Consider the following 20891-nt stretch of genomic DNA (forward strand, 5'->3'; position numbering starts at 1 on the left):
CCTTCCCGAACTCAGAAGTGAAACCTCTTAGCGCTGATGGTAGTGTGGGGTTACCCATGTGAGAGTAAGTCATCGCCAGCTCATTATTCGAAACACCCCCTGATACGTCAGGGGGTGTTTTTTTATGCGTGAGGGAAAGGGGAAAGGAAAAAGATAGAGGGGGATACGGAAATTAAGCGTTGGATATCCAACGCTATAAGTTTACATAGAACGATAAAATTATCTTAACTGACGTCGTGCATGCTTTAATGCTGTTCTTAACCCTTCTTCTAAAGTTGGATGATAGAAAGGTTTATCCAAAATTTCATGTATGCTTAGTTCTTCTGAAATCATCCAAGCTAGTAAATGTGCTAAATGTTCAGCTTCTGCACAGAATAGCTCAGCTCCTAATAGTGTATGGTTAATTGTATCCACATATACTTCGGCAGCCCCTTTATTTTTAGCAGCAACAATCGCACGACCTTGTTTTTCGTAAGAAACGAAACCAATGACGAATTCTGTGTTTTTATCTTGTAGTTGCTTATAGCTTTGACCAATAGTTGCCATTTGTGGTGTAGAAAATAAGATGCCTAAAGGGGTTAGCGTCTTGATGGATTTAATTTGTGGAAAGTTTAAACAGTTTTGTACTGTAAATTTACCTTCATGAGCTGCTTCGTGTTGGATAGGGGTATTGGTATGTGCATCACCGACAATAAAAATAGGATAATCAGCTAGTTGCTTTGTATGCGGATTGATCGGTAAATTTTTAATATCTTTAAATTCTGCACTTATACGTTCTAAACCTAAGGTATTTAATAATGTACGTCTGCCAGTTGCAGCTAAAACATAGTTAACTTGTAGCGACTTTTGTACGTTTTCTTCAGTATAGGTTAAATGAACTAGATCGCCTTCAAGAGAGTAATGTTCAGGTAAAATTTCAAACTTTAGCTTTAATTCTTTACTTAACTCTTCCTGTGCGAGCTTTTGCAATATAGGGCTACTCAGTGAGCCAATTTTTCGACTACGTGCAAAAACAGTGGTGTTTACATTAAGCCGTGTTAAAGCCTGAGCTAATTCCAAAGCGATGACGCCACTTCCAATAACTGCGACTGATTTAGGGAGTTGTTCTAATTCAAATATCTGATCTGATGTAATTAATTTATCGCCTAATATTTGTTTTTGTTCAGCATCTATAGCAGGAGTTGTACCTACAGCAAGGATAAATGACTTGGCTTTAAATGTTTGGTTGTTTACTTGAATGGTATTTGAATCAATAAATTCAGCTTTACCTGAAATTTTATGTTGGCTTGGCCAACTTTCAACATCTTTTAACGTGGCTCTTGTAAAACGATCACGTAAGGTTTGAACATGTTGCATGACGCTAGAGGTATCAATTTCACTTTTGACATCTAGTCCTAAATTATCTGCATGTCTTATTTCGTACATACGGTTGGCAGTAGAGATAAGTATTTTACTTGGCATACAACCAACGCGTGCACAGGTAGTATCCCAAGGCCCATCATTAATGATAAGAAGATTTTGTGTTTTTTTAATTGCTTCTTTATAGGCTGAAATGCCTGCTGTTCCTGAACCGATAATGATGATGTCGTACATTTGGATATGCTTCATTTCATGAGTTTAGATCTAATATATAAAAAACCCTCAGTATAGAGGGTTTAATTGCATTTTTTTACACTTAAAATTTAATACCAGAAGGTAATGTTAAACTTGTACTTACAGTTCCTGCATTATTAGTAGATGAACCTTTGAATGTTATTCCATTAATAGCATGTTCAAAACTAAGACTACCACTTGTAGCTTGTTTAAATTTCAAAATATTCGTCCCTGTTAATTTAATGCTTCCAGTAAATGTCTGGCTATTTAAACTAGAGGCTTCATTCTCAACTCGAGTCCCATCGATTGTTGTGATGCTAGGTAAAATTAGTTCTTGTTCACCTGAAGCTTTCACACGATAACTTGCTGAACTTGTGGTACCTGGTGTTGAGTTTAATACGAATGAAATTGGTTCTGCAAAAGGAATATTTGGGTTATCGTTAATTAATACATTAAATCCTGATCCAGATTGAATATTGTATAAATCTCCATCGAGAGAAGAGAGATCTTTGTAAATACTGATAGCACCTGTTGTTACTTCACGTTCAATATCATCACCAGTTTCTGGATCCGTAACTACTGCTGTTGTTGTAATTTTATAGTCGCTTGTATTGCCATTTATTAAAACAAACCTTTTTTGTTGAGTTTGTTGTATTCCCCAAGACTGTTGAAATGGATAAGCAAATGCACCAGTAATTGTTACATCATGGAAATTTTTATCTCCATTTTCATTTTCAAATACGTAAATGCGAGTATTGGATTCATATTCTTCTAAGTTTGGTGTCACTTCATCATGTTGTAATTTGATGTTTTTTAGATCATTAGCTGTAATATCGAAATCCCAGTTGTCATAACCCGGTAAGATATTTTTAATATCTTCGCCAATAAAAACATAACATGCTCTATAGTCAGTTTTACTTAAATAGAAACATTTATCTCTGTAGTGATAAGTATTTTTATATGAGTTTAAGTTTATTTTTCTAATATCTAAACTTAATTGTAATGGGCCTTGTGCAAATGTATCCATTGAATGATCAATATAGCCTTTTGCTGTTGATGCATCGTTAGGATCATAATTACCGAATAAATATTGCCCTTCACGTTTTAAAATTTCTAACTGTGCTTTTGCTGTTTCAGCTGGGGTTGTTGTACCACCATTGTTATTGTTTTGATTAGAAGAATCTGTTCCTTCGTTATTAAAATATCCATCACTACCGCCACCACCACAAGCAGTAAGTATCGTTGCTAAAGTAAGTACAAGTGTCCCTTGAACGAATTTCATGAAGTACCCCAAAATAGTTATTTATGTATAGAAAAAGTTATATTGCGTAAAGATACCACACATAAAAAATGGCGCAAATAGCGCCATCTTTATATTCGTCATTTTATAGTGCAGTCCCGACACTTACACCAACGGTTGGACGTACATTCATAGAATTACACCCTGTTAGCAACAACGTTGTAAATAAAACAGTGAGCACGAATTTAGTCATTGAGCAAACCTTGAGCCTGAGCTTGATTAAAAAGAGCTGTCGAACGTGAACCACTACGACAAATCATCAAAATGGGTTTAGGAAGCTCATTATAATATTTGGCAAATTCTTTCACGTCTGTTTGAGAAATTTTACCGCTTTGCACAGGTTGATACACAACACTCACATGAGACTTTTCAGCAATGCCTCGTAACTGTAAAACAGTCACTTCATTGCCCGCCTCATTATCTGGTCGGTTCACAATTACAGATTTAAATTTAAGTTGTTTGAGTAAACTTGAAAACTTATCTGTGGTCATTTGTCCAGAGACACTTAAATTTGCATTTAAGGGCTGACTGTTATTATCAGCAAATGTGGGTGCCGAAAAGATGCATGTTGCGATCAATAAAGCTTTTTGAATGAAAGCCTTAGTCATCCAAAAGATCCATCTGTTTTGCTAGTTGATATAGGTTATTTGAACGGTTACCTGTACGGCAGAACATTAGAACTGGCTTTGGCAATTCATTAAAATGATTAGCAAAGTTACGGACATCTAGCTCAGAAATTTGACCCGCAACAACAGGTTGATGAACATAGTCTAAACCAGCGCTACGTGCTGCTTCTTCAATTTGAGCACTGGTTGGTTGCTCAGGACCACCTTCCATGTCAGGGCGGTTATTGATAATCGATTTAAAGCCTTTTTCAACCACTTGCGCTACATGTTCTGGGCCGATTTGACCTGCAAAACCAACATTTTCGCTCATTGAGTCACTCCATAATTTAATTCGTAGAATTATGTTTTATGATAGCATTAAGCACAAACTTGAGCAGAATGTTCTTAAATTTTTATAAGCGATTACAACCATAAAATAACGCAATGGAGCGCGTATGCACGCCTATACAGTCGAACCACTGTATGTCAAAAGCGGACAAGATGTTATAGCTGCTGACTTTTATCGTCCAAAATCTGTTGAAAAACCTGCAGTCATTCTCATGGCACATGGTTTAGCGGCATTACGCCAATTTAAATTAGTGCAATATGCCAAGCGCTTTGTACAAGCGGGTTATGCTGTCGTGTTGTTTGATTATCGCTATTGGGGTGGCAGTACAGGGCGTCCGAGAGAGTTGGTGAATCTTAAAGCTCAACTTGAAGATTGGCGGACCATGATCGATCATTTACAGCAGCGTAAATCGATTGATTCGAGACGCATTGTATTATGGGGAACATCGCTGAGTGGTGGCTATGTACTTAGTTTGGCGGCAGAGCTTAAAAATATTAAAGCGCTGATGGTACAAGTTCCATTTGTCGATGGCGCTGAAAGTGCAAAGTTGTATCCCTTACAGCAATTACCCAAAGCGTTAAAATTATCGAGTCAGGACTATATGGGGTCTAAAGTTGGGATGAGTCCAACGACTTTACCTGTAGTTCATCCACATCGATTGTGTTTTTTACAGTCTGAAGATAGTTATGCCGGCTATTTATCGATTGTCAATCCTGATTTTTATTGGAGTGGCGAAATTCCAGCTCGGGCCTTTTTTAAGTTAATCCGTTATCGTCCAATTTTGGATGTCCGGAAAATTAGCATACCTGTACTTTTTATTGCGGCAAAAGAAGATAGTTTGATTCCCATCGAATCAAGCCGAGAAACTGCGACCAATATTGCACCGTATGTGCAATATTATGAGTGGGAAATGCAACATTTTGATATTTATCATGGGCAATGGTTTGAAAAAGCCATGGCAACCCAATTAGAATTTTTACATCAACATGTTGGAGTCAGCTAAATGATCGTTGTGTGTCCTGAATGTGGTGCAAAAAACCGTGTGCCTGAAGAAAAACTCGAAGTTGGACCTGCATGTGGTCAATGTCACCAAGCATTGATTCCATTGGCGCCCATCGAGTTGAATGAAAAGAACTTTGCAAATTTTATTAGCAATAGTGATTTACCTGTGCTGATTGATTTATGGGCTGAATGGTGTGGACCATGTAAGATGATGGCGCCACACTTTGCACAAGTTGCAAAATCAAATCCGAAGGTGGTTTTTGCCAAAATTGATACCGAAGCAAACCCTCGATTGAGCGGTGCATTTAATGTTCGTAGTATTCCTACACTGGTTTTGATGAATAAAACCAACGAAATTGCTAGAATAAGTGGTGCAATGCGTGCTGGTGAGTTACAACAATGGCTCAACCAGCAGTTAAATCTACCTCAATAAATGTCAGCGCCAGGAGCTAAAGTGTCAGAAACTCATGTAAAACCTGAAGGAACGCTTTCCCTACAAACCATCGCGATGCCTGCAGACACCAACTGGAGTGGTGATGTTTTCGGTGGTTGGATCGTGTCACAAATGGACTTGGCCGGTGCAATTCACGCAGAGCGTTTCAGTCAAGGACGCTGTGCAACGATTTCAATTAACCAAATGACCTTCCTCGTTCCAGTGAAAGTCGGGGATGTCATCAGTGTATATACCAAAATTTTAAAAGTAGGTAATACCTCTATCCAAATGCAGATTGAAGTTTGGGATAGCCATGACAGCTCACGTGATCCAATTCGCGTAACCGAAGGTGTGTTTACATTTGTCGCTGTGGATGTGAAAGGTGCTAAGCGTCAAATTCCTGCGGATGCAAAAGCTAAATTTGCTGCTGATCAAGCTTAATTAAAGTTAGACGCAAAAAAAAGCCGCTCAATCGAGTGGCTTTTTTATGAATAGTGACTGAGAAATTAGAACATCGTGTTTGAGTTGGCACTGGTTTCAGGAATGCTTTGTTGTACATCCCAATGTTCGACGATCTTGCCATTTTCAACACGGAAGATATCGATAATGGCTTCTCCACGGTCTTGATTATTTTGCGTAGAGTGCACATGTAAATAGACCAAATCACCTTCGGCAGCGGCACGTTTGATCTAGTTTTTTGCATCAGGATTTTGTTTAAAATACTCGGTAAAATAATCAACAAAAGGCGCTTTGCCATCAGGTACATGCGGATTATGTTGAATATATTGATTGCCAATATATCGGTCAGCATACGTCTTAACCTGATGTTTAAGAAAGACACCTTCATAAAAATCAATCACGATTTTCTTATTTTCCGCTGCTTGGCTGGTTTTAATATTGCTATCAGCCGCTTGATTTGGAGTCGTTGGCGTAGCAGGAATATTACTTTGACATGCAGTTAAAAAACCGCCATGCCGATGAATGAAAGGGGAATGATTTTTTTCATAAAGTGCTCAATATATTTGTGTCGTGCAAGCATATTGAGCGGAATTAGGGCGTATAAATAGTAAAAAACAGTCTTGATTTTGCTGAAATTTGGTAAAGTTTATACTTACCTAAAAGTAAGTTTTATTTACATTTATTTATTTTTCAGAGCGGATTTTGCCACCCAAGCCCAAAGCATTTCGCATTGAATAGGTGCTTCACCAGATTCATCGGTGACTAAGACCTGTACTAAGGTTTCACCTTTTTCTGTGCTTTGCATTTGTCGTTGCTGTTCGGGTGTAAGCGTTGCGATGGCTTTCATCCCACCTTGGGTTGGACGTTTAAAATCAACTTTGAAACTTTTAATCAGGACAATGGCGCTATCAGGGACGTTCATTGCTGTGACAAAACCTGTGGCTGTTTCTGCGATCAGCGCCATGGCACAGGCATGTACTTGCCCGATATGGTTTTGCATCGCCTTATGATTGGCGATGCTCACCTCAACACGCTCAGGGCTGACATGTTGATATTGGATTTTAGCTGTTCCAACCATGGGCACGACACGACCAAAAGCTCGACTGAGCAAACGACTCTGAAGACCTTTCGGTAATTTAGATGATGCGTTTACGATTTTATGTAGGCGGTTTGGTCGTGTCATGTCGTCCTCTATGGCAAATGTAATGCCTTAGTCTTTAAAGTTATTAAATTGAAGCGGCACACCAAACTGTTGCTCTTTTAAGAACGCCATCACTTGTTGCAAAGTGTCACGTTTCTTGTCAGTCACACGAATTTTGTCGCCTTGAATAGAAGATTGCACTTTAATGCCGCTTTCTTTAATGGCTTTATTGATTTTTTTTGCAGTATCAGAGTCAAGACCATCTTTCAGTTTGATCACTTGAATGACATTTTTACCAGAAGCGGTCATTTTTTGTGGATCGAGTGCTTGAATGTCAACTTTACGTTTGAAGAAATGATTTTCGAGCATGGTATACACTTGCTCACATTGGAAATCGCTTTCTGTTGAGATTTTGATTTCCTTATTTTTCTCATTTAACTCAATTGAAACGTCTTGACCACGGAAGTCAAAACGCGTCGCAATTTCTTTTTGCGTGTTTTGAACTGCATGATTTACTTCAAAAACTTCTAATTCCGAAACAATATCAAAAGAAGGCATAGATTAGACCTTTACAAAGGGAAAGAATATCTGAGATGCTAGGGATGTTTTCTTCATTTGCCAAGTGTTGTTTACATCAAAAGGAGTGTGCAATGATCCGTAAACAAGAAATTACAACATTTGAGTTCCCAGAAGACTCGATTATCTGGGATGTTCGCGATGCAAGTGCTTATGCTGAAGCACATGTGAAAGGTGCGGTTAACCGACCGATCAACGCATTGTCATCAGATGCACTGACTCAGGTGTCAACGGATCAACCCATTTACATTTTATGTGGTGGCGGAAGTAAAGCTCCACGTGCAGCAGAGTTACTAGAGGGTTTTGACAGCTCACGTGAATATGTAATCTTAATGGGCGGCACGCGTGCTGCTCGTGATGCCGGTCTTCCTTTGGAACAAGGGAAATGAGATCGAATCAAAAAAAGCGCCGAAAGGCGCTTTTTTATTGCAGGTTATTTTTTTGAGGTGGAGATGACGGCATCTGACCTTGAAAATAAGGCTTCTTGGTTTTTTGTTTCGCTTTAGCGCGTCGTATAAAACGTGCTGCATGAATCCTATCTAGTAGCTGTGTTGGAATAGGGCAGGCTTCTTTTAAGACCAGCGCGGCAATGATTTCACTACAGAGCGGGGCATACAGGAAACCTTTAGAACCGAGTCCACTACAGCTATAAATTTGCTGATCTTCATGGACTGCACCAATTACAGGGAAAAAGTCTTTTGTCTGTGCGCGAATTGCGGCACGTCCTTGCCATTGCTCAATCGGTGCTAAGGTTTTGGCAAAGTCGGGGAACACACTGTGGATAAGTTCATAGTTATGCACATGATCTTCTGTGAGAACGTCGGTGTCATCACGGCCGGGATAAAATGACGCGCCCATAATCATCTGTTCGGCATCCAGTTGCATGCAATAGCCTCCATAACTATAGGCGGTATGCATATCCATCTGTTGAGCGGGATTGTTCAACCAACTGACTTGTCCACGAATGGCACGCAGCTCTGGATAATCTGTTTGTAGCTGCATGCTCTCACGTGCCGCACAGAGAATGACATGCTCGGCAGATGGAAGCTGCTGATCCTGTGTAAATAGCGCAACGCCATTTTGTTGTTGCTCAATGCGTTGAATATCTGCTTGTAACAACTCAATGTGTGGATGCGCCAAGATTTGGTCACGAAGCTGATGTGGACTGACGGCACCTGCTTGTTTGAGGAGCAGGGTTGGAAATGCTGAAGCTAATTGATTTGGCGTGCCTTCTTCAGCAGCTAACACCTCTGAAGGATAAGCTTGAGCTAAATCAAGATGCTCTGCTTTATTTTTTAAAATAGATTGGTGAATCTGTAAGGGACGAAATGCCTTGAAGTTTTGATAATGCTTGAGCGCATATAACCAACTCAGGGTCATCAAATGTTCAGCACTTTGTTCAATTGAACTGAGTTTAGGGTTGAGTAGGGCAAGAGGATTACCCGACCCACCGCTGAGTGGTGCTGATTTCTCGTAAATACGCACTTGATGCCCACGTTGAGCAAATGCCCAAGCACAGCTTAAACCAGCTATGCCAGCGCCAATAATCGCGATTTGACGGGGCTTATGACCTAGAGTGATTTCAGAATTTTTTTTTTCGTCTAAAGTGGGTATGTCAGCAACTACGGATTGATCATCTGATCTTTCAGGTGCGAGCCAAAAAGCTTTGAGCATTTCACGCTTATGAGCAAAGCCACGAGGTCGTGTAATGGTAATACCATGCTCACGTAAGCCGCGTTTCAGTACACCTGCCACACTAAATGAGGAGAAGGTCGTCCCAATGTCTGATAGACGCACGATATTTTTGAGTACGTTTTCTTCCCACATGTCAGGATTACAGGCGGGTGCAAAACCGTCCAAGAACCATGCATTGACCGTAGCAGTTTTTGCCATGACCGGAAAAACGTCGTGTGCATCGCCTAACCAAAGATCAATCGAAAAACGCTCTTCTGGAAAATTGAGTCGATGACATCCCGCAATGGGTTCAGGATATTGCGCAATCAGTTGCTGTGCCAAAGGCTGTAATTCAGGCCATGCATTTAATGCACGAATGAGGTCTGCTTTAGATAAAGGAAATTTTTCTACAGAAATAGCATGTAGATGGCTGTGATTATCTGGACGAACCTGTTGCCATAATTGCCACAGGGCCAAAATATTTAAGCCTGTACCAAAACCTGTTTCACCGACACTGAAATATTCAAAATCAGTCAGTGCCGCAAGGCGAGTGTCGAGGTCATTCCCTTTTAAAAACACATGACGTGTTTCGAGTAGGCCATTATCCTTCGAAAAATACACATCACCAAACTGTTTAGACACTGGAATATCAATGCCATCGATCATTTGCCAATCGAGATCGGCAGTCTGAATTGCACTTGACAAAACTCAAGCAACCTTTAAATTGAAGTAGAAAAACGAATTACCATTGACGACGACGTTTGGTATAGACGTAACTGGCCAACAAGAAACCTAAAATCACGCCAACACCCAGTGTGGTCCCGCCATATAAAAACATCTGCGCGCTACGTTCACTTTGTAGCACTTGTACTTGTACGCCCAAGCTATCATTTTTAAGTTGTAATTCTTGGTTTTGCGCCAAGGCTTCAAGGTTAGCTTTTTCTAACTGTTGTAAGCGTACAGATTGGTCTTTGACCATCGCTTTGACTTTGGCATCTTGCAGCGCTTTATTTTTTGCCAATTGCTCAATGGTCAATGGATTTGCATCTTGAGGTTGACCATTAGGATTGACGGTTGCCGCCACTTTAATGATGCCCGGTTTATTGGCAGGAATGGTATGCGGCACAGGATTGGGAGGAGGTGTTGCAGTCGTTGCTTGAGCAGCAGGGGCTACAGCAGGTGCAGGAGCCGGTTCTTCAGCCCATGCAGTTGAACAAATTAAAGATAAGCCCAGTAAACTAGAAACAACGACGCGCATGAACCTTATCCTTTAGGAAATGCTTTGTTAAATGGTTTGACATCAATTTGGCCATAAACCCCTTCTTTGAGGAAAGGTTCATCTGCCAACCATTGGTCTAGGGCTTCACGACTATCAAAATCGACAATGATCGTACTGCCATAAAAACCAGCTTGCGGGTTTGCCGGATCTTTAGGCATCGCACCTGCAACAATCAGACGACCTTCATCATCAAGTTTTTGTAGACGTTCAAGATGTTGAGGACGAACTGCAAGGCGCTTTTCCACTGTACCTTCATTATCTGTACAGCTTACGACGAATAATGGCATGACTTTTCCTGATTTTTGACCAAATGGATTATTCTGAGGTCTTAAAGTATTTACGTAATACAATAAACTGAATAATGATAAAGGAAAACATCACGATCATGTCACCAAAAGCAGTGAATTCACCCCAATATTTTCCGTCAGCAAACAAATAAGCGAAAAAGGTGTGTAAACATGACATCACCACGAACATTGCAGCCCATGCATAGTTCAATCGTTTCCAACCGACAGCGGTTAAATTTAAGACTGGACCAAATAAACGTTCGATGAGTGGTTTCTTATCTTTACTAAATAGTGGAGAAAGTAAAAACGCGCCAGCAAATACCAAGTTCAGTAAAACGGCTTTTAAACGAATATAAAAATCATCGCTTAGCATCAGGGTAATACCACCAAAAATCACGGTCATGAACAACACAATCCATTGTTGTTTATCTAGACGGAATTTTTGCATGACAAACAATGCACCATAAACCACAAGCATGGAAATGATGAGACCTGATGTTGCCACAAGAATGTTATTGTTATCGACACCCCCAGCAGAACCAATCAATTGTAATAATGGGTGCTGCGTATCTTTTGGATCTACAGTTTTATATAAATAAAAGAAAATAATGAGTGGCACAAAGTCTAAAAGTGCTTTCATGTTAGAGTATCTAAATCTGATCAAATAAATGACATAGTATAGAGATGCAAGGCGTAGATTTACATACACACAGTAATATTTCTGATGGTACTTTGTCACCAGAGGCTTTGGTGCAGGCCGCAAGTGCTATTGGAATTCATACGCTGGCTTTGACTGATCACGATACGATGGACGGATTGTTGGCAGCAGAGCAGGTCGCGCATGAATTAAAGCTGCAATTAATCTCTGGCGTGGAGATTTCCAGCCAGTGGTCGAGATCTGCGACCAAAAAAAGTTATGGTGTGCATATCGTCGCTTTAAATATGCAAAATCCTGCGCCCTTACGAGCCTTATTAATGGATCAAAAGCGTATTCGAGCGGAACGTGCTCGGCAGATTTGTGACTTATTGATACCGTTAATTGGTCAAGATATTTATAGCGATGTGATTGCTAAAGTCGACCATATACCAGATCGGGTGACACGCACGCATATTGCCAAAACTTTGGTGGAAAAGGGGGTAGTTTCACGTCCACAACAAGCTTTTGATAAATATATTAAAGAAGGCAAAAAAGCCTTTGTAAAATTTGAAGGTCCGAGTCTTGCTGAAACCATTGAGGTGATTCATGCCAGTGGTGGCTTTGCAGTGTTGGCGCATCCGACGCGTTATGATTTATCTGCGACCAATATTCGTTATTTGATCGAAATCTTTGCAGAAGCGGGCGGCGATGCGGTGGAATTACCACCGGCAATTGAGCCATTATCGACTCGTCAAATGGTAGATCGTATGATTGCTGCCTTTAACTTAAAAGTTTCTGTTGGCAGTGATTTTCATGGCGACAATATGCCATGGATTAAACTCGGCAATATCCCTCGAGTGAAAGAAGGGCAAGTTGGAATTTGGGAGAGCTTTGCTTAAAGCCGTTCTCTAAGATTTTCCTTACTTAGAGATGTTAGGCACATAAAAGTAATTTTGAATTTTTTTAAAATCATTTTGAGTCGATTCGACGGAGTCTTACTTCTAGGGATTGAATAAAGGGATTAGCCGTCGGCTAGAGGTACTCTTACGAAACATTGTTTCTCATTCGGCAAAATGAGAAGCGTACTTCGTAAGGAAACCATCTTGCGGAGCAGTGCTCCTCACCGCAAAACTCGATCATTACCTTCAAATTATTCACAGTATTGCAAAAACATTTTTGATTAGAAGTAGTCCTGACTCAAACACTTGCGGATGACCTTGCCGCGTATCGTTCTTTTATTTAAATCAAATTACGCTTCTGATCTTGCTGCGTACATCAATTGCTTACATATCTTCGAGGTATAAAAAAAAGTGTACGGCAAGGTTATGTAAGCGAGGGTTTAGACGCATGGACCAATTAAAGTAAATTATGATCTTTGGCTTGAATCGGTGGTGGAGTGGGTTTGCCTAAAGTTCCAAGTAGTTCAATTTCAATGGTTCGTACCATCGAGTCCAATGGAAGGTCATTACTCTGTGTGCCGAAGGGCTCCTCAATCTCTGAACTCAGCGCATCTAAGCCTAAAAAGGTATAGGCCAAAATCCCCACCAAAAGTGGGGTCGCAAGACCTAAAGTAGAACCCAAGCTAAAGGGCAAGACAAAACAGAAAAAATAAACAGTTCGATTCAGCAAGACCGAATAAGCAAACGGTAATGGCGTGGTGGCAATACGGTCACAGCCGGTTTGTACGGTACTGAGCTCCATCACATGCTGATTCATCTGGGTATAAATAATATCTGAAATTTCACCATCTTTAAGCGCTTGCATCAGCTCCCATTGAATCAAACTCAACGTGTACTGCGGTGCATTGGCTTGTTGGTATAGTTGGGTGATGGCATTCGCGCTCATGCCGCTGGTTTCAACCAGTTCAGTGGGATTGGCAGTTTGATGGCGGAGTCGGTCACGTAAAACGTTGGCAAAGACGATTACATGTTGAATCACACGTTCACGACGGCCTTGACTGAGTAAACGGCAGTCACGGTCAAAATGGCGTGCATTGGCAATCAAAATGCCCCATAAACGCCGAGCTTCCCACCAACGGTCATAGCAGGCTGAGTTTTTAAAGCCCAAGAAAATCGACAGCACAACACCGATCAGGGTAAAGCCGACCAAAGGAAATTCGGTAAAATGGAAGATATCGACATAGGATAAGCCGCCCACAATGGCAGACAGCAACATAACGATCCCGAGCGGCGGTAAAACCTTAGGTAAAATCGTTCCTCGCCAAGAAAATAGCAGTTTAAAAATACTCGGTTGGTCACGGACGATCATGTTCGAATGATAATTTCTAGTTTTAAAAAATTATGATGATCTTCGGGTTTGCTCAAGCACTTGTCAATAACTGTTTCATGCAGATGAGTGTGCTTGGAGCAAGCCATGTTCAGCAAAGGAAAAACTCCCTTCTGTTGAGATAATACAATGATCGATCAGTCGAATTTCCACCAGCTGACAAGCCTGCTGAATGAGTCGAGTCAATTCAAGATCGGCAGCAGAAGGTTCTGCACGACCGAAAGGATGATTATGTGCAATGACAATACTGCTGGCATGTTCAGAAATGACATAACGCAGCAGTTGATTGATGGAAATTTCACAGGTATTGAGGCTGCCATAAAAAAGTTTTTTAAAGTTTATTTTTCTTAAATGCGCATCTAGACAGAGCACGCCAAAGACTTCTTGACGTTCCGATAAAAATTCAAAGCGAAGAAAGTTTTGCAATTGTTCAGAATGTTGCAAGTGTAAGGCTTCATTTTGAAAATGTTGACTCACATAGCGTTTACCGAGTTCTTTTACCGCCATGAGCTGCGCATATTTACTGTTTCCAATGCCATGAAACTGGCGTAAATCCTCAAGTGAAGCATCCATCAGCGCTTGCAACTGACCAAAATGTTGGATCAGGAGTCGTGCGAGTTCGACAGCAGAGTGCTGCTGGGAACCAGAGCGTAGGAAAATAGCCAGTAGTTCAGCATCGGATAAACTTTGTGCGCCTTGATGAATCAGGCGCTCACGTGGGCGCTCTTGTTCAGGCCAATTTTTAATTGAATTATTCATTATTCTTAGACTTTTTTATTATCAGTCAATCGGCTTTTTCACAGCAGATTGTTGGGTCAGTGCATATTTAATGCTATTGTGAGCGCCACTGCAACAGATAGGTAGCCTGTTCGTGAGCTTTGATTTAAGTGTAATGCCCACAAAAAATATTCTTTTAGGTGTCACTGGTGGTATCGCAGCCTATAAAAGTGCCATTCTTGTCCGTCGGTTAAAAGATGCCGGATTTGATGTGCGCGTGGTGATGACTCAAGGTGCGCAAGCCTTTGTGACCCCGCTAACGTTTCAGGCGCTTTCAGGCAACCCTGTGCATACCGAATTACTCAATCCCGAAGCAGAAGCGGGCATGGGGCATATTGAATTGGCACGTTGGGCTGATTTGGTATTGGTTGCTCCTGCAAGTTGTGACACGCTGGCAAAATTTGCGGCGGGTTTAGCAGATGACCTTCTTTCTACACTTTATCTTGCGACTAAAGCACCCGTCTGGGTTGCCCCTGCGATGAATCAGCAAATGTGGGCAGCCAAAGCGACACAGCGTAATTTAAATACACTGGTTGAAGATGGCGTACATGTGATCATGCCCGATGCCGGTTCTCAAGCCTGTGGAGATGTGGGCTTAGGACGTATGCCTGAGCCTGAAGATTTGGCGGATCAAGTAACGGCCTATTTTCATCAAGCACAGCGAGCCATTGCTGAAAAATTTGGCATGCTTGCAGGCAAACATGTGGCGATTACAGCTGGTCCTACACGTGAGTCGATAGATCCTGTACGTTATATTTCCAACCACAGCACAGGTAAAATGGGTTTCGCACTGGCAGCGGCTTGTTATGCAGCTGGGGCTAAAGTAACGCTGATCGCAGGACCCGTCAGTTTAGATACACCAAATGGTGTACGACGGATTAATGTGCAGTCTGCAATTAAAATGTTAGAGACCAGTCTGCAAATGTTAGATGAAAGCTGTGATATTTTTATTGCAACAGCAGCCGTTGCGGATTATCGCGTGGCAGAAGTTGCAGAGCATAAAATCAAAAAAGCTGGTGATGAACTCAATGTGGCATTAATTAAAAACCCAGATATCGTTGCAACGATTGCGCAGCAGTCAAAACGTCCATTTATGGTGGGATTTGCTGCCGAGACACGCAATGTCGAGGAGTATGCCGCAGGCAAACTTGTGGCGAAAAAACTCGATATGATTGCGTGCAATGATGTCTCACGTAAAGACATTGGTTTTGCTTCTGATGAAAATGCCATGACCGTGTTCTTCGCCGATCAATATCAAATGGAAAAGCGTGATTTAGAGAAAGCGTCAAAACAAGAAATTGCACAGCAATTGGTGGAAGCCATACATGATGCGCTACATCATGAGCCTGAAACGGACGATGAATAATTTCAGTTGATGCCTTAAAAATCCCCGCAATGTTCGGGGATTTTTTTATGGCGCATTTAAGATGTTTTATTTCAGGATTTATATTGAATAAATCACAATAGGATCGATTTCATATTGAAAATATGAAGGCTAGGAAACCACTACCAAAATGGTCATTTTCAACAAAAATATGTCAGCAAAAGACCAAAGCTGTCAGTGTTTTAAAACAGCAAAAATGCAATTTAAGTGATTGATATCAAAATTAAATATAAAATTGAGAAATCTTGATAATTTGGCTTGTACTGTGTGTTTTATTGGCTATTATGAAGCAAACAATGAGGAATGTTTGGATCGCAATCTGTGAACGGTCTGACTTTTTCATCAAGAATAAATGCATCATGGGGGATGCAATATGTTTCGATGGCTCACCATTTTTTTACTGTTGAGTTTGGCTGGTTGTAGCTATTTTGTCTCGACAGATGAATTATCTCGGCAGATTGAGCAGCAGATGCAACACGAGTTTGATCAGAATCCAGATTATCGGCAGTACCATTTACGGATTCAAAATATAAAAGTATTAGAGCGTAAGGGATTAAGCTTTAAGGCTCAGGCGACGTTGCAATACGATGGTCAGCCTTATACTGTTTTGGTCGATATTTATAAAGACCTGCAAGGCTATGCATGGAAAATAGATGAAGAACAATTTGCCTTCATTGACGAAGCTGAAATTGCAAAGTATCAGGCGCAGTTAGATCAAGAGTTGAATCATTTGGTTGAGGAATTGGAACAACCAACCGAGGAGGTTGAACCTGTTACATCGGCGCCTGAGAGCTATGTGGGTTTACGTGAGGAAGAAGATCCATCCGATTATCAATGGACCGATGATGATGAGCCTTTTCCCAAAGGGAACATTACGATCAATAGTCATTGAGCGATGATTGTGATTGCTTTGATGATTTTGCTGAGTTGTGACGATGTTGCCAAACACGTATTTTGTGAGGCGTGAAAATAAAAAAGCCCGCAAAATAGCGGGCTTTTACTTTTATAGGATTAATCTTCTAAAACGACTTTAGGATGATCACGTAAATAGTCTTCTGTACGTTGCATTGCATCTTTAATATTTTGGATGGCATTTTCCACATCTGCAAAGGTTTTGGCATTGCCACCACTTAAAGCCTGACGCCATTTTCGAGCACCTGGTAGATTTTGGAATAAACCTAAAATATGACGGGTAATGATAGAAAGCGGCGCACCTTCTTCCATGCGTTTAGCAATATACGGTAGCATCTGATCGATAATATCGAAACGGTTGGGTAATTCGAGATCCCAAAGCTGACCGATCTCAGCCAATAAATACGGGTTGTGATAAGCCTCACGGCCAATCATCACGCCATCAACATGTTGTAAATGTTGCTGCGTTTCAGCAAAGGTTTTCACCCCGCCATTAATTTCGATCAATAAATTTGGACGTTCTTGTTTCAGACGATAAACATCTTCATAACGTAAAGGTGGCACATCACGGTTTTCTTTTGGCGACAACCCTTGCAGCAGGGCAATACGCGCATGCACGATAAAATTGTCACAGCCAGTCTTTGCCACGGTATCGACAAAATGTAGCATTTCTTCATAAGACTGCATGTCATCAATCCCGATGCGGTGTTTCACGGTCACTGGAATATCAACAGCATTTCGCATTTCAGCAATACATTCAGCCACCAAATCAGGCTCTGCCATCAAGCATGCACCAATTTTATTGTTCTGAACGCGGTCACTCGGACAGCCGACATTGAGGTTTACTTCATCATAGCCCCAGTCCTGTGCCATCTTGGTACAGGTCGCTAAATCTTTGGGATTTGAACCACCAAGCTGTAACACAATCGGGTGTTCTTCGTTGTTATAGTCCAAATGACGATTCGCACCGCCAAATAATATCGCACCTGTGGTGACCATCTCGGTGTAGAGAATCACATTAGGGTTAAACAAGCGTGCAAAGAAACGATAGTCACGAGTCGTCCAATCCATCATTGGCGCAACACTAATTCGTGGTTGAAGTTTATTTTCAATGGGTTGGAGATCAGTCATTAAAAAAACACGCCTTAAAAGAACAAGATGGAAGAACGAAATGGAAAATGGTGAAGAAATACCAAAAGCTGTCTGAAATACGATGAAAAAAACCGCATTTCAAGACGCGCGCAATATTAGCATAAATTGTGGTTTGGGGCATGGTCTTGCTAGCGTGACATATTCAAGGTCAGGCTAGAAAAAGTCGGAAGTGTGGCTTAAGTAATTTAAATTTTTATGTGATTAATCTATAATTTTATAAACTTTATTGTATGGTTTCTCAGCAGATTTAACTGCCTGCCTTTATGTCTTTATTTTCCCAATATCTATTGCAACGCCAGTTTTGTATCTCGTTTGAATATCTAACGACGCAAAAAACGCATCTGGTCCCAACGACATTTGCAGGCTTTCCTGTGTGCATGACATTGGCTGACCGAGTACAAAGTGACACGGATATTGCTCCTTTAGAAGCAATGCAAGACTACCCTCAAAGCATTGAAAAAATTCTGCATTATTCGGGGAAAGGTCGAGATATCTCAGATTTTCAAACTTTTCTGAAAGATGCTCAGCAGCACGGGGTAGAGAATTTACTTTTGCTCAGTGGTGATAAACTCAAGCAGCATCAGGATGGGGCAAATGATCCGACTCTACGGAGCCGTTATTTAGAGTCGGTCAATCAAGTCATGGCAGCCAAAGACTATGGCGGGTTTTATTTAGGGGTAGCATTTAATCCTTTTAAATATGCAGAAGCAGAAAAGGATGCGCAGTATTTTAAACTGAATAAAAAAATTCAAGCTGGCGCTGACTATGTGATTACACAGTTGGGCTTTGACATGGATGTGTTGAGCAGTTACCAACGCTATATGCAGCAATATTATCCACGTGTGCCTGTACTGGCTTGTGTCATGCCGCTGACATTTGCCCGTGCCCGCTTTATGGCCAAGCAAAAAGTCGCAGGCATCGTGCTTTCAGCAGATGTATTAAATTTTTTGCAACAAGAACAGCAAACTGACGCCATACAAGCTGAACAAAATGTCTATGCACGCTGCGCTTTACAAATTTTAATGTGTCAGCATTTGGGCTATGCAGGGGTTCATTTATCAGCTTGCCATAAAGTGGAAGAGCAAGAGAAGTTGCAAAAAGCAATTTTGCAATTTGCCACATTAACGTTTGAACAGTGTTTAGCAAAATGGAAAATGCTTTGGCGCTCTAGTGTAGATGTGAACTTCCACCCGACGGGCGCAAATAACCATAAAGCTCCAGTTGAACAAGTTTTGAAATATAAAAGTATGCATGTCATGCATGAGTTATTTTTTAGTTCAAAACTGGCCAAAGGGGTGGGATCTTATATTTTTGCGGCCAAATTATGGCAAAAACCGAAAGCTGATGCAGCCTTGCTGAAAACAGAATTTATCAGTAAACATGGCATCGTGGGCTGTGAAAGTTGCGGACAATGTCGTTTAGGTGAAACCTTGTATATTTGCCCAGAAACCTGCCCCAAAGGATTAGCCAATGGACCCTGTGGTGGCTCCAACCTTGACCGCTGTGAGTTTGAAGACCGTGAGTGTATACACTCGGTCAAAGCGCGGTTGGCGAAAGCCGTGGGTCAAGAAAAAATGCTGAAGCAAGAGCTCATCCCTACCGTTGCAATTGAAACTCGCCACAGTAGCTCTTGGAAAAACTGGTTTGTTCCACCGAATTCGTCACCAACAGAACAATAATTCACTTAAAGCATTATTCAGTCTAAAACCTTCATAAAGGTGATTCTTTCAAGCGCTAATCATTCTAAAAATCAGACGAATAGTCGTATAAAAAAATGAAAAAGATGAAAGAAACAATTAAGATCAACAGCAGATGAAAATCAAAAATTAAAAATAGAAATGTGAAGAATTTGGGGAATACCACATGATGAAAGAAGACCTGCTTAGGAATAGCGTTGGTTTTCACATTGTCAGGCACAACAGGCTGTTCAGTTGTCATGGCAAGCAAGCAGCCAAACAAGAAAAATATTGAAATGATTCAACAAGGGCTATCTCGTAACTTGGTGATTGCTGAATTTGGCGCACCGATCACCTCTGAATATAAAAATGGCAAACGCTATGAAATTTATACCTTTACCCAAGGTTATTCGACTGCCAGTAAAGTGGGGCGTGCGTTTTGGCATGGTGCGGCAGATGTGGCGACTGTGGGTTTATGGGAGCTTTTCGGAACACCTGCCGAATCCGTTTTTAATGGAAAGAAAATGTCTTATGAATTGATTTTTGATGAAAATGGTCTTTTAGAACGTTATACCTATCTCACACAAGATGAGACCAAATAGTTGAATACAGAGATATTTTGATTGCATGCCGGTAAACAATTGCGCTAAGTTAAAATGGTAGAAAAATAAACGAATTATCCATTGGAATTTAGCAGGCATGATGCTACTTGAAGAAATATTTAAAAGTAAAAAGTCGGAACATACCGACCAATTTAATTTACGCATTCATCGAGGTTTAAGTTGGCTGAAAAAGTCAATTGATCTTCAAGATGATCTCGATTTGCAATTTATAAGTTTGTGGGTGTCCTTCAACGCAATATATGCGCAAGACTTACAGATTGCGCAGGACAAGCAAAGCTTAAGGCAGTTTTTATATGTGATCTGCCAAAAGGATGCAGAGCATAAAATCTATAATATTTTATGGGAGCGTTTTAGTCAGCCGATACGGTTGTTTTTGGATAATCCCTATGTTTATCAGGGATTTTGGGATTATCAAAATCAAAAAATTAGCCATGATGCATGCAAAGAGGGCTTGGCGCATGAAAAACAAAAAGTACTGCACGCGCTTAAAGAAAAAGATTCCGTTGATATTTTAATGGTGCTGTTCAATCGCATGTATACGCTACGCAATCAAATGGTTCATGGCGGCGCGACCTATAAAAGTTCGGTCAATCGGAAACAGCTTCAAGACGGCTGCACAATACTGTTGGCACTCTTACCGGTGTTTATGGTGATTCTTTTAGAAAATGCAGAAACCTTGGATTTAGGCAAACCCTTTTATCCTGTGGTGCAGGTCAGTTAATTTTCAAAAACTAAAGCCATAGTAA

23 protein-coding genes and 1 pseudogene are annotated in these 20891 nt (G+C 40.9%); 10 read left to right on the forward strand and 14 right to left on the reverse strand.

Annotated elements, in window-relative coordinates:
- Window positions 1-219: 219 nt before the first annotated feature.
- From FTU12_RS11635 to FTU12_RS11650, 4 genes are all read right to left on the reverse strand, one after another.
- Window positions 220-1593 (reverse strand): dihydrolipoyl dehydrogenase, encoded by a 1374-nt coding sequence (locus FTU12_RS11635; protein WP_180114426.1) that lies wholly within the window; start codon window positions 1591-1593, stop codon window positions 220-222.
- 82 nt (window positions 1594-1675) lie between these two features.
- On the reverse strand, window positions 1676-2875 hold the full coding sequence (locus FTU12_RS11640; RefSeq protein WP_180024586.1) for a hypothetical protein: 1200 nt from the start codon (window positions 2873-2875) through the stop codon (window positions 1676-1678).
- 203 nt (window positions 2876-3078) lie between these two features.
- Complete coding sequence (locus tag FTU12_RS11645) at window positions 3079-3501, reverse strand: beta-lactamase hydrolase domain-containing protein (RefSeq protein WP_180114427.1); 423 nt, start codon at window positions 3499-3501, stop codon at window positions 3079-3081.
- Entirely contained in the window at window positions 3494-3829 is a 336-nt protein-coding gene (locus FTU12_RS11650; RefSeq protein ID WP_078191321.1) for a TIGR01244 family sulfur transferase, read from the reverse strand. Before FTU12_RS11650 ends, FTU12_RS11645 begins: the two co-directional genes overlap by 8 nt.
- A gap of 124 nt (window positions 3830-3953) precedes the next feature.
- Here FTU12_RS11650 and FTU12_RS11655 point away from each other — a divergent pair, with 124 nt between their 5' ends.
- The 3 genes from FTU12_RS11655 to FTU12_RS11665 are packed head-to-tail and all read left to right on the forward strand — an operon-like array spanning window position 3954 to window position 5723.
- Window positions 3954-4850, forward strand: coding sequence for an alpha/beta hydrolase (locus FTU12_RS11655; RefSeq protein ID WP_180008975.1), 897 nt, complete (start codon window positions 3954-3956; stop codon window positions 4848-4850).
- Window positions 4851-5282, forward strand: coding sequence for a thioredoxin TrxC (gene trxC, locus FTU12_RS11660; protein ID WP_078191319.1), 432 nt, complete (start codon window positions 4851-4853; stop codon window positions 5280-5282).
- A gap of 21 nt (window positions 5283-5303) precedes the next feature.
- Complete coding sequence (locus FTU12_RS11665) at window positions 5304-5723, forward strand: acyl-CoA thioesterase (RefSeq protein ID WP_078191328.1); 420 nt, start codon at window positions 5304-5306, stop codon at window positions 5721-5723.
- Between the two features lie 65 nt (window positions 5724-5788).
- On the opposite strand, the pseudogene FTU12_RS11670 reads toward FTU12_RS11665, so the two are convergent.
- The 3 genes and pseudogenes from FTU12_RS11670 to FTU12_RS11680 form a co-directional block, all read right to left on the reverse strand.
- Window positions 5789-6223 (reverse strand): annotated as a pseudogene (locus FTU12_RS11670) (ester cyclase).
- 197 nt (window positions 6224-6420) lie between these two features.
- Complete coding sequence (locus FTU12_RS11675; RefSeq protein ID WP_180114428.1) at window positions 6421-6924, reverse strand: DUF4442 domain-containing protein; 504 nt, start codon at window positions 6922-6924, stop codon at window positions 6421-6423.
- 27 nt (window positions 6925-6951) lie between these two features.
- Window positions 6952-7440: a YajQ family cyclic di-GMP-binding protein gene (locus tag FTU12_RS11680; protein WP_078194203.1), complete on the reverse strand. Its 489-nt coding sequence runs from the start codon at window positions 7438-7440 to the stop codon at window positions 6952-6954.
- 92 nt (window positions 7441-7532) lie between these two features.
- Here FTU12_RS11680 and FTU12_RS11685 point away from each other — a divergent pair, with 92 nt between their 5' ends.
- On the forward strand, window positions 7533-7847 hold the full coding sequence (locus FTU12_RS11685) for a rhodanese-like domain-containing protein (protein ID WP_078194202.1): 315 nt from the start codon (window positions 7533-7535) through the stop codon (window positions 7845-7847).
- Window positions 7848-7881: 34 nt separating this feature from the next.
- Here FTU12_RS11685 and mnmC read toward each other — a convergent pair whose 3' ends face one another.
- Genes mnmC through FTU12_RS11705 form a run of 4 tightly spaced genes read right to left on the reverse strand, consistent with a single transcriptional unit; the run spans window position 7882 to window position 11338 of the window.
- Window positions 7882-9837, reverse strand: a complete 1956-nt coding sequence (mnmC, locus tag FTU12_RS11690) for an FAD-dependent 5-carboxymethylaminomethyl-2-thiouridine(34) oxidoreductase MnmC (RefSeq protein WP_180114429.1) — start codon at window positions 9835-9837, stop codon at window positions 7882-7884.
- Between the two features lie 37 nt (window positions 9838-9874).
- Window positions 9875-10390: a hypothetical protein gene (locus FTU12_RS11695; RefSeq protein ID WP_078191313.1), complete on the reverse strand. Its 516-nt coding sequence runs from the start codon at window positions 10388-10390 to the stop codon at window positions 9875-9877.
- 5 nt (window positions 10391-10395) lie between these two features.
- Complete coding sequence (locus FTU12_RS11700) at window positions 10396-10698, reverse strand: YciI family protein (RefSeq protein WP_078191312.1); 303 nt, start codon at window positions 10696-10698, stop codon at window positions 10396-10398.
- A 28-nt stretch (window positions 10699-10726) separates the two neighbouring features.
- Complete coding sequence (locus FTU12_RS11705; RefSeq protein WP_078191311.1) at window positions 10727-11338, reverse strand: inner membrane-spanning protein YciB; 612 nt, start codon at window positions 11336-11338, stop codon at window positions 10727-10729.
- 44 nt (window positions 11339-11382) lie between these two features.
- On the opposite strand from FTU12_RS11705, the gene FTU12_RS11710 reads away from it, so the two are divergent.
- Window positions 11383-12234, forward strand: a complete 852-nt coding sequence (locus FTU12_RS11710; protein WP_180114430.1) for a PHP domain-containing protein — start codon at window positions 11383-11385, stop codon at window positions 12232-12234.
- 457 nt (window positions 12235-12691) lie between these two features.
- Here FTU12_RS11710 and FTU12_RS11715 read toward each other — a convergent pair whose 3' ends face one another.
- Both FTU12_RS11715 and radC read right to left on the reverse strand, forming a co-directional pair.
- Complete coding sequence (locus FTU12_RS11715; RefSeq protein WP_078191309.1) at window positions 12692-13603, reverse strand: bestrophin family protein; 912 nt, start codon at window positions 13601-13603, stop codon at window positions 12692-12694.
- Between the two features lie 75 nt (window positions 13604-13678).
- Entirely contained in the window at window positions 13679-14380 is a 702-nt protein-coding gene (gene radC, locus FTU12_RS11720; protein ID WP_168378714.1) for a DNA repair protein RadC, read from the reverse strand.
- A 112-nt stretch (window positions 14381-14492) separates the two neighbouring features.
- Between radC and coaBC the strand changes: the two genes are divergently transcribed.
- On the forward strand, window positions 14493-15764 hold the full coding sequence (gene coaBC, locus FTU12_RS11725) for a bifunctional phosphopantothenoylcysteine decarboxylase/phosphopantothenate--cysteine ligase CoaBC (protein WP_180114431.1): 1272 nt from the start codon (window positions 14493-14495) through the stop codon (window positions 15762-15764).
- A 391-nt stretch (window positions 15765-16155) separates the two neighbouring features.
- On the forward strand, window positions 16156-16674 hold the full coding sequence (locus FTU12_RS11730) for an Asp-tRNA(Asn)/Glu-tRNA(Gln) amidotransferase subunit GatC (protein WP_180065618.1): 519 nt from the start codon (window positions 16156-16158) through the stop codon (window positions 16672-16674).
- Window positions 16675-16793: 119 nt separating this feature from the next.
- On the opposite strand, the gene dusA is transcribed toward FTU12_RS11730, so the two are convergent.
- Window positions 16794-17825, reverse strand: a complete 1032-nt coding sequence (dusA, locus tag FTU12_RS11735) for a tRNA dihydrouridine(20/20a) synthase DusA (RefSeq protein WP_111885441.1) — start codon at window positions 17823-17825, stop codon at window positions 16794-16796.
- 284 nt (window positions 17826-18109) lie between these two features.
- On the opposite strand from dusA, the gene FTU12_RS11740 reads away from it, so the two are divergent.
- The 3 genes from FTU12_RS11740 (at window position 18110) to FTU12_RS11750 (ending at window position 20866) form a co-directional block, all read left to right on the forward strand.
- Window positions 18110-19525, forward strand: coding sequence for a methylenetetrahydrofolate reductase C-terminal domain-containing protein (locus tag FTU12_RS11740; RefSeq protein ID WP_180114432.1), 1416 nt, complete (start codon window positions 18110-18112; stop codon window positions 19523-19525).
- Window positions 19526-19734: 209 nt separating this feature from the next.
- Window positions 19735-20124, forward strand: coding sequence for a hypothetical protein (locus FTU12_RS11745; RefSeq protein ID WP_180114474.1), 390 nt, complete (start codon window positions 19735-19737; stop codon window positions 20122-20124).
- A 97-nt stretch (window positions 20125-20221) separates the two neighbouring features.
- Window positions 20222-20866, forward strand: a complete 645-nt coding sequence (locus FTU12_RS11750; RefSeq protein WP_180022580.1) for a HEPN domain-containing protein — start codon at window positions 20222-20224, stop codon at window positions 20864-20866.
- The last annotated feature ends 25 nt before the right edge of the window (window positions 20867-20891 follow it).

The organism is Acinetobacter sp. YH12063 (assembly GCF_013419715.1).
Taxonomy (GTDB): Bacteria; Pseudomonadota; Gammaproteobacteria; order Pseudomonadales; family Moraxellaceae; genus Acinetobacter; species Acinetobacter amyesii.

What these genes read in the sequence shown, in the direction of transcription:
- FTU12_RS11635 (WP_180114426.1), bottom strand. Translation starts at nt 1,593, where the DNA reads ATGTACGACATCATCATTATCGGTTCAGGAACAGCAGGCATTTCAGCC.
- FTU12_RS11640 (WP_180024586.1), bottom strand. Translation starts at nt 2,875, where the DNA reads ATGAAATTCGTTCAAGGGACACTTGTACTTACTTTAGCAACGATACTT.
- FTU12_RS11645 (WP_180114427.1), bottom strand. Translation starts at nt 3,501, where the DNA reads ATGACTAAGGCTTTCATTCAAAAAGCTTTATTGATCGCAACATGCATC.
- FTU12_RS11650 (WP_078191321.1), bottom strand. Translation starts at nt 3,829, where the DNA reads ATGAGCGAAAATGTTGGTTTTGCAGGTCAAATCGGCCCAGAACATGTA.
- FTU12_RS11655 (WP_180008975.1), top strand. Translation starts at nt 3,954, where the DNA reads ATGCACGCCTATACAGTCGAACCACTGTATGTCAAAAGCGGACAAGAT.
- trxC (WP_078191319.1), top strand. Translation starts at nt 4,851, where the DNA reads ATGATCGTTGTGTGTCCTGAATGTGGTGCAAAAAACCGTGTGCCTGAA.
- FTU12_RS11675 (WP_180114428.1), bottom strand. Translation starts at nt 6,924, where the DNA reads ATGACACGACCAAACCGCCTACATAAAATCGTAAACGCATCATCTAAA.
- FTU12_RS11680 (WP_078194203.1), bottom strand. Translation starts at nt 7,440, where the DNA reads ATGCCTTCTTTTGATATTGTTTCGGAATTAGAAGTTTTTGAAGTAAAT.
- FTU12_RS11685 (WP_078194202.1), top strand. Translation starts at nt 7,533, where the DNA reads ATGATCCGTAAACAAGAAATTACAACATTTGAGTTCCCAGAAGACTCG.
- FTU12_RS11695 (WP_078191313.1), bottom strand. Translation starts at nt 10,390, where the DNA reads ATGCGCGTCGTTGTTTCTAGTTTACTGGGCTTATCTTTAATTTGTTCA.
- FTU12_RS11700 (WP_078191312.1), bottom strand. Translation starts at nt 10,698, where the DNA reads ATGCCATTATTCGTCGTAAGCTGTACAGATAATGAAGGTACAGTGGAA.
- FTU12_RS11705 (WP_078191311.1), bottom strand. Translation starts at nt 11,338, where the DNA reads ATGAAAGCACTTTTAGACTTTGTGCCACTCATTATTTTCTTTTATTTA.
- FTU12_RS11710 (WP_180114430.1), top strand. Translation starts at nt 11,383, where the DNA reads ATGCAAGGCGTAGATTTACATACACACAGTAATATTTCTGATGGTACT.
- FTU12_RS11715 (WP_078191309.1), bottom strand. Translation starts at nt 13,603, where the DNA reads ATGATCGTCCGTGACCAACCGAGTATTTTTAAACTGCTATTTTCTTGG.
- radC (WP_168378714.1), bottom strand. Translation starts at nt 14,380, where the DNA reads ATGAATAATTCAATTAAAAATTGGCCTGAACAAGAGCGCCCACGTGAG.
- FTU12_RS11730 (WP_180065618.1), top strand. Translation starts at nt 16,156, where the DNA reads ATGTTTCGATGGCTCACCATTTTTTTACTGTTGAGTTTGGCTGGTTGT.
- dusA (WP_111885441.1), bottom strand. Translation starts at nt 17,825, where the DNA reads ATGACTGATCTCCAACCCATTGAAAATAAACTTCAACCACGAATTAGT.
- FTU12_RS11740 (WP_180114432.1), top strand. Translation starts at nt 18,110, where the DNA reads ATGTCTTTATTTTCCCAATATCTATTGCAACGCCAGTTTTGTATCTCG.
- FTU12_RS11750 (WP_180022580.1), top strand. Translation starts at nt 20,222, where the DNA reads ATGATGCTACTTGAAGAAATATTTAAAAGTAAAAAGTCGGAACATACC.